6 protein-coding genes and 1 pseudogene are annotated in these 7,072 nt (G+C 52.3%); 1 reads left to right on the top strand and 6 read right to left on the bottom strand.

Features of this window, described 5'->3' with window-relative positions; translation table 11 throughout:
* Positions 1-253 precede the first annotated feature (253 nt).
* Positions 254-1,063, top strand: coding sequence for a hypothetical protein (locus ASF70_RS16730; RefSeq protein WP_062581236.1), 810 nt, complete (start codon positions 254-256; stop codon positions 1,061-1,063).
* An 83-nt stretch (positions 1,064-1,146) separates the two neighbouring features.
* Here ASF70_RS16730 and ASF70_RS16725 read toward each other — a convergent pair.
* From ASF70_RS16725 to ASF70_RS24035, 6 genes and pseudogenes are all read right to left on the bottom strand, one after another.
* Positions 1,147-1,691 (bottom strand): annotated as a pseudogene (locus ASF70_RS16725) (DNA adenine methylase); the annotation flags it as partial.
* Between the two features lie 252 nt (positions 1,692-1,943).
* Positions 1,944-2,768, bottom strand: coding sequence for an FkbM family methyltransferase (locus tag ASF70_RS16720; RefSeq protein WP_062581230.1), 825 nt, complete (start codon positions 2,766-2,768; stop codon positions 1,944-1,946).
* 893 nt (positions 2,769-3,661) lie between these two features.
* On the bottom strand, positions 3,662-3,958 hold the full coding sequence (locus ASF70_RS16715) for a hypothetical protein (protein WP_156461858.1): 297 nt from the start codon (positions 3,956-3,958) through the stop codon (positions 3,662-3,664).
* A 1,021-nt stretch (positions 3,959-4,979) separates the two neighbouring features.
* Positions 4,980-5,288 carry a hypothetical protein gene (locus ASF70_RS16710; protein ID WP_062581226.1) on the bottom strand — a complete coding sequence of 103 codons (309 nt, stop codon included), beginning with the start codon at positions 5,286-5,288 and terminating at the stop codon, positions 4,980-4,982.
* A 382-nt stretch (positions 5,289-5,670) separates the two neighbouring features.
* Positions 5,671-5,970, bottom strand: a complete 300-nt coding sequence (locus ASF70_RS16705; protein WP_062581225.1) for a hypothetical protein — start codon at positions 5,968-5,970, stop codon at positions 5,671-5,673.
* A 693-nt stretch (positions 5,971-6,663) separates the two neighbouring features.
* The coding region (locus ASF70_RS24035) for a calcium-binding protein (protein WP_280136595.1) at positions 6,664-7,072 on the bottom strand (409 nt) is incomplete at its 5' end.

Genomic DNA, 7,072 nt, shown 5'->3' with positions numbered 1-7,072 from the left:
TCTCTCCGGGCCCACCATTGTTTCCGACGAGTTTGTAGCCGGATGTAGCCGGACGCGAATTTCCGGAATTTTGACACGAGGTTCTGGAATTTCCAATTAGCTTATGGCGTCGGGAAGTCTCCTCAATCCGTCTCAGAACGCTTTGCATTTAGGCAGCGATTTCTCACCTAGCAGCGCCGCAAAGACTTACGCAGCATAGACAACCGATCTGCAGAAGCGCCTATTGCATCTCAGTTTAAATGAGGAAGCCAATATGCCGTTTCTCATCTCCCGCGCGAAGGTGGCCCGAGCGCAAAATTCCACGACTGAGCTCTCAGCGCTGTTTGCAGAAAACAGATACTCTCCTTTTCAGTTCACGTTGATTGATGCGATTGATCGCGAGAGACGCCTCGTACGTCTAGAATACCTTGAGGCGCCAATTGAAGCGTTCGTGATAGTGGCAGAGATCGCAAACCATTTGCGATCAGCACTAGATATTGCAGTTGCTGACTTGGCCCGCGACAACGGAAAGGAGTTGGACAAGCAGATTGGTTTTCCTAACTCTAAAAGCTCTGCGTTGTGGGCTGCGGAGTGCCACAAACGCACAAAACTTCTCAGTCCCTCGGCACAAGATTTTGTTGAGGCTCTCAATGTCCACCCCGGCGGCGATCTGCAATTGTACGGTCTGACGCAGTTAGATAATTTTGGGAAACACAAGGACGCCGTCATCGTAGCAGGCGATCTAGAGGTGTCTAATTTGAGTGGCGTTAATCACAAGCACCCCGGCGCCCTCTACGCTGGTGAGATAAGCGGACTTCTAGCAGCACAAGACTTGAAGCAAGGCAGGACTTTTCAAAACGGCAATCTCTACGACTTCTCAACATATCGAATGCCGACTCCGAGCCTGTTAAGCGTCTTGAACGGCGCTATTCCTCTAAGTGCGATCTACAGTTTTGCGGTTACCAGCAAGGTTCCTGGTGCACCGGTTCCCAGGCCGTTTCCAGGCGAACCGGTTGTAGCCACTTTGAAAGGTGTCACCGAACGCGTGACGGAAGTCTTAGACCTCATGGAAAAGATCGCTTGATCACAAATCAGCCTCCGATTGTAGACGGCAACGCGATTGCGACGCCCGTTAGTTCTGTGGATCGAGATACCAAACTAGCAGGGTCAGTCATGAGGATAGATTATCACTTCCTTAATTGCTTTGCCGTTGCCCCCTCCGCCGACTGAGTAGCTGCAGTCCACCTCGTCTATGTTGAACATCGAGAACGTTTCAAAGACGCCTTGAACTGCGTTCAAAGACAGTATGAAGCGACCTTTTATCGAACCCAGTACCGTAGCCATCTCCTCGAACTGCTCGCGACTGAACATGGCTTTCCCGTAATCGTCCTCGTTCCCCCAATAGGGTGGATCGAGATAGAAGAGAGTGCCGGGCCGATCATAACGCGCGATCAACTTCTGCCAGGGCAAGTTCTCTATCACGACGCCTGCCATGCGCTCGTGGATCTCTTCCAGCTGTGGCGCGAGCTTCAGGAGGTTGAACCGTCCACCAAGCATCGTGACGCCGAAGTTCTGCCTGGAGACCTTTCCGCCAAACGCGAGACGTTGCAGGTAGAGGAAGCGCGCTGCGCGGTCCAGATCGGTCAGGGTCGATGGGTCGGTTCGTGCCAGCCGCTCGACTCACGTCGGGACGTCACCTGAAACCACATCGATCCGGAAAAGTGCTGGGAAGAGTGGCAGCATGCCCGAAAGGAGTTTTTCGAAATCAGGCCATTGCGACCCGCCCAAGAACGATCGGATAGGCACCAAACCCGTCAGTTGAGATTGGATAAGCGCCGCGCTATCTTATCGCATGGAAAGCTTTACACGTCTTCTCATACGTATGGCGCTCATGGTTAGGCGACGGCCGTCGAGGCAGAGGGTCTACGTTATTGTTATCGTTTTTATAGTCGTGCTCGTTCTTGTTAGTGCAGAGCATTTCGGGATTTTGCCCGAATGGGTGAGGTCCGAAAGATCTCCTGGATACCCGAAAGCAACCTGGTGAACCACGTTTGAGCCCAACGTGGTCCTACTAATTGACGGGCGTTCACAACTTCAGCCCTGGCCGCCCGTCGCACGAGCCGAGCCTCCTTGTTCGCAAGCTTCTGTTCTCTATCGCTGAGATCTTCTGCCGCAAAAAGTGCGTTGGCAAAGTACATTCCCCGCTGCCTCATCTTCTTTGGTGGGTTGCGTCGGACGGGGTCGTAAAGCTCAACGAGTCCATATCCCATTTCATGAAATAACTTCAGAAACTCGACCAGATTGACATGCGTATGATTGTCGAAATTCACACCGGTTTCCACCTGAACAAACCGTACCCGGCGCTCCGTCAGCATGTTTCGGAAGCCATGCAGCACTTTAAGGTCGTTGCCTTCAGCGTCAATTTTTAGAAAATCGATCTGCTCGATGTGGTTCTCTGAGCAGAATGCATCTCCTGTCGTAATGAGCACATTTTGCACATGCGACGGCCGAGCGTCAGTGTCAGTAAGCAGGCGATTGCAAACGCCGCCTGGCACGGCACGCATTATGCCTTCGCCGCCGGTATCGCTCAGGGCGACTCGAAAGCACCGAACCCCCGCCATGGTCCGTGTCTTTTCACGCAGCATGCGGAATGTCGTCGAGATCGGTTCGAAAGCGAATATCTTTGCTGCGGGGAATGCGACCCGCCAGCGCTTTACGGTAGTTCCTACGTTTGCCCCGACGTCGAAAATGATTTTTACATCCTCGATCGATGATAGTGCCTCATTCATATTTGCCTCCCCAGATACAGTCGCAAGAGTTGTTGCATGAAAATTTCGCCATCGCCAGATGCAAAATACAACCTATGCGATTCTCCGAGATCGATCAGTTGGAAGAACCAACCCTTGCCTGAGCAATTTGACGTTGCCGTGGTCTGAGACTGTTGAGCTCCAGTCGACCACCCCAGTCCCTGACGAAGATTTGGTTCTAGGCCACATGGAAACACGACCAGAGACGAATGATCTGGTTATGGGGCGAGCTCGAAACAGCGGTCAAACCTTCGAACTTCTCACGACTGATGATGTACCATCATGGACCGCAATGGGGCTGGCATCGGCTTGGGGCAGTCGATGCAATGTAGCATGGGGGAGCCATCCAATAGCTCGCCAACCCGAAAAGCTGCGACCGACGAAAATGCGTCGCATCTCCGACCGTTATGCAGTCCTTCGATTGCAGTTGTTCAGATGGCTTGTCTAGCGGCGAAGCTGGACGCGCCCAGTTTAGCCGAGCCGGTCCTAGGATGGTGTGTTTGAATCAAGTTTTATCCCGCCTCGGCAGCGACAAAACGAGATTTGGTCAAAATGCAAAAAAATTGGACATTCCTCAAGAGGCCCCCTCTCGATGTAGAGTGGGAGGTTGGGGTGTCTCGGAGCTTTCCCAGCGGGAAATAACGGTTCTCATCACAAAAGCAACGTTGACCAGAACAGTCTTTCGACTGTCTTGGACTGAATGCCGACATTGCAAAGTTCGAGGCCGCGGTTTTACTCGGTATGGCCGGTCTACTGGCACTACCCGGCTAAACAGCTTGCAGGCAAGGCGGTGCCGTACAACCACTTCTCGCGATCAGCCTTTTTCGAAAGATGCGAAAAGCGTCTCTGCGCAGTCTTGCCCAAAACCTATGTGTCTAGGATTGCGGGACATTCTCCGCAGAAACGGCTACGCCGTGCCGGGATATGAGCGACTGTTTCAGATCTGACGGCAGTACTGACCAGACTATGGTGGCTATGATCAGAAGATACGAAATCTTCATCCGCCAGGAGTCAGCAATATAAAACCAGCCCAACACGCCGAAAAAGACAGGCACTGCAATCGTGATGAGGATTGGAGCCTCAATGATGAGAAGGCATGCCAATATCACGATAGATGGTGCAAATTTTCGGTAGTTGACTCGAACTTCATCCTCGAAATCGTCTCCAAACATGATCTCTCTACCTCCTAGGACGTTAGAAAATAAAGTAACGAAAGATAATTCGAATATTACCATGTTTTGATGAATGTAGTCTTAATCAATGTAAGCTGTTGTATTGCGAGAGTATATTATCTACGTCTGGTTTCTATGAATCGAAGAGTAACTTGATGAATGCTAAATCTGGTGCCCTGCAGCTTTTGGTGTAAGGTGTAAATCAGTGCAGTGTTGCGTTGTAATTTCAATTCGGGAAACGGCGACATAATACACGTTCCACAGATCATGATAAGACTTCACGTTGCTGGAGATCGGACTTTATCTGAAGGTAAGGTTGCTCAATGTCGGAAGTCTCGTTCTGAACGTCATGGATAAGCGCAAACGTTGCGTTCAGATGTGTTGTAGGCTCCGCATCCAGCAACTGCTGAGCGGAAAACGGGTCCGACTGACGCGTAGCGACGAGGCGTCCGTTAGATCGCGCCGAAGGGCCCTAGTGCGGGTAACGACTGCCTATCTGTATGCAGCGTCGCGAGATCCTGGCCATGCGGGAATCAAGGTGGTCGCTGCCGCCTTCGTGCTGTTGATACGCACCTTGTCGTCTTGCCACTCGTTTCAATGGCAATGATCTTATCCGATTTACCCCGAGTCATCTGCCACCTCCTGCCTTGGGGGATCGGTAGCGTCGCCCTGTGGAATTGGGGTTGCGGGCCAAGTAGTAATACTGAGTAAAGCCAATTGCTCGCTGCGGGACGGGGCTGGACCGGCGCCGTCGTTCGACCGAAGCAGACGTACCAGGAAAGACAGCCGCTATGGACGGCTGCTAACCGGACACGGGGCTTAAACCGCTCGATCCAATGTTAACAGGTAGCGCGGAAGTCGATCGATAGTGACGTTGCGCGGGCTCGTTGCCGGCCCTCAGACGCAGTCGAGTGGCAACCGAGCGGGCGGCCATCCAGAGGTTCTCAATAGAACTGGCTACCAAAGGAAAATGGTACGCCGGACGACAGAGTGTCCAGGTCGGTTGATGTCACTTAGAAGCTTAGCTTAGATCTTTTGGCGTAAGTTCCGCCTGATGATGTGCTTCGCCGTACGGAGTTCTGATAAGTTGCTTGAGGTCACTAGGTGCGACGAACCAAGCTATCGTGGCAACGACTACCAGTGCGGCAATCGTCGCTCGCAAATGCTTGAACAAAGCGAAGTACCCAAGCAGAGCAAAAAACAGGGCGACAGCAATTGAGACGGCCATCGGCACGCCCAAAGCAAAGAGGCACCCGAATATGACAAGGGAAGGGCCGTACTTCGTCACGATGAGGAACCGTTCCTCATCGTCTAGATCATCTCTATGCATGCGCAAGACTCCTCTCCGCCGAACAATCGCTCAACCCGGAAATTGCCAAGTGAGCACATTTGAAAGAAGTTATATTGCAACGCACAAAAAAGGGCGGAAATACGGCTGTCGGCTAAGAGAGGGAAAATCAATTGTTTTGATCGTCAATTCCGGCGACAGGATCCGTCTTGACCTGATCCCTGGATCCTCTTGCACCCGGCACAAATCGTGGGTCCAATACGCCCGCCAGGTAGCAGGCCTGTTGAGGCGTCGAGCAGCGAGTTTAGCTGCGCTTCCGTTCGGCTGTCATCGCCAGAGCGATCAACATTGCCTTCGCCGTTCCGAGTCAAAATCCTTGTACGGGCTGAAGCAGGGCTGTCTGACCAGGACGCGACCAAACAATTCAGGTTCCTTCCGTTGGGGTGGCGGCATCACGATTATTGAAATCGTCAATGACAACCTGAATATTTTGGCTAACTGCCGATTTTATACCCGTGGGAACGACGGCCCAACCGATTGCCGCAATCATGCAGATCGCTGCCAGCAAGTAACCCAATTCAGTCAGTATGTTCAGCCATCCAAGAGCCAATGGAATTAAACACATCAACATGGAGTGGACGACTGACAGCCCCAGATAATGCAATGAGAGAAACATGATTAATGCGACTGCTATAGGCTTTAAAATGCGGGAGATCATGTACATCGCATATACCCACCATTAAAATATTCCTATGGATTAGCATTACAGCAATGCATTAACAAGTGGACTGTAATAGTAACCTTTTCGGCTCTAGATGGACTTCCCAAGCGGCGTTATGCGTTTGGTTGATGCGTCCTAGGAAGCCGTCTTTGGTAGGTTCCGCGTAAATCGTAGTTGCAACAAAGGCCACCCGACTTTGGCGACTGTGCAATGAGGTCTCGGCTCTGTTTACAAACATCGCAGAACGCAACTGGCCGCTTCAGCAGTCAATAGCCGTCGACTCGTCGTTTTGCCCGATTGTCTTTTGCGTGACCTACTTGCCGACCTAGGGGGCAACTTGCGGCCTGCTGCAGCAACCCCTTCATCAATTACCGATTGTGACGCGGAAATCGTTGAGGTGGTGAGCGGCGTCGAAGATCGAAGCCTGCGATTGGGACCGGTCAGGGATATCCGGAGGGGCATGTACCCCATGCCAAGCACGAGCCGATCTGGATCAACGTGGAGCAAGATGTGCAACGCCGCGTCGACGAACTGGAGCAGCCGCTAGGTAATAGGTACGGAGCACATGTCATCATTTTTGATTTGACGTAGCGGCTCGATGGCACTGAACGGGCCAGTTCGACAACAACGGTTCGGAACCGCGACGATTGCGGCGGGTCGGCGCCCGCCAAATCATTCTGATGGGTTACCGCCGACTTAGGCAATGACGTCGAAGTTCCCTGACGTGATCGCCAAGCCTTTCTCGAGCACTGCGAAATGCAGAGCCGCTCCTTGCCCCATGCCGTCGGCATCGTACCACAGCTTACCCGTCATTGTGTCGTAGATGATCCGGTCAGATGCGTCGTGAGATTTGGCGCCAGCGTAGAACGCGTCTGGCGATAATCCGCCGGCCTTGCCAATTCCCGAAAACAAAGTCGCGTCCAGCCGGATCGTATCGTCCTTCACGGTAAAATCGTCGATCGTGTCGATATTCTTCGAACTAAGTTTGCTATCAAAGACGAACGTATCCCGGCCGGTGCCGCCTATAAGAAAGTCATTGCCGAAGCCACCATACAGTTTATCGTCACCGGAACCGCTCGCTATTGTGTTGGATGCGGCATTGCCA

Origin of the sequence: Rhizobium sp. Leaf321 (genome assembly GCF_001423215.1) — a bacterium.
Lineage (GTDB): Bacteria > Pseudomonadota > Alphaproteobacteria > Rhizobiales > Rhizobiaceae > Neorhizobium > Neorhizobium soli.
This window is presented reverse-complemented; position numbering and strand designations above follow the sequence as displayed.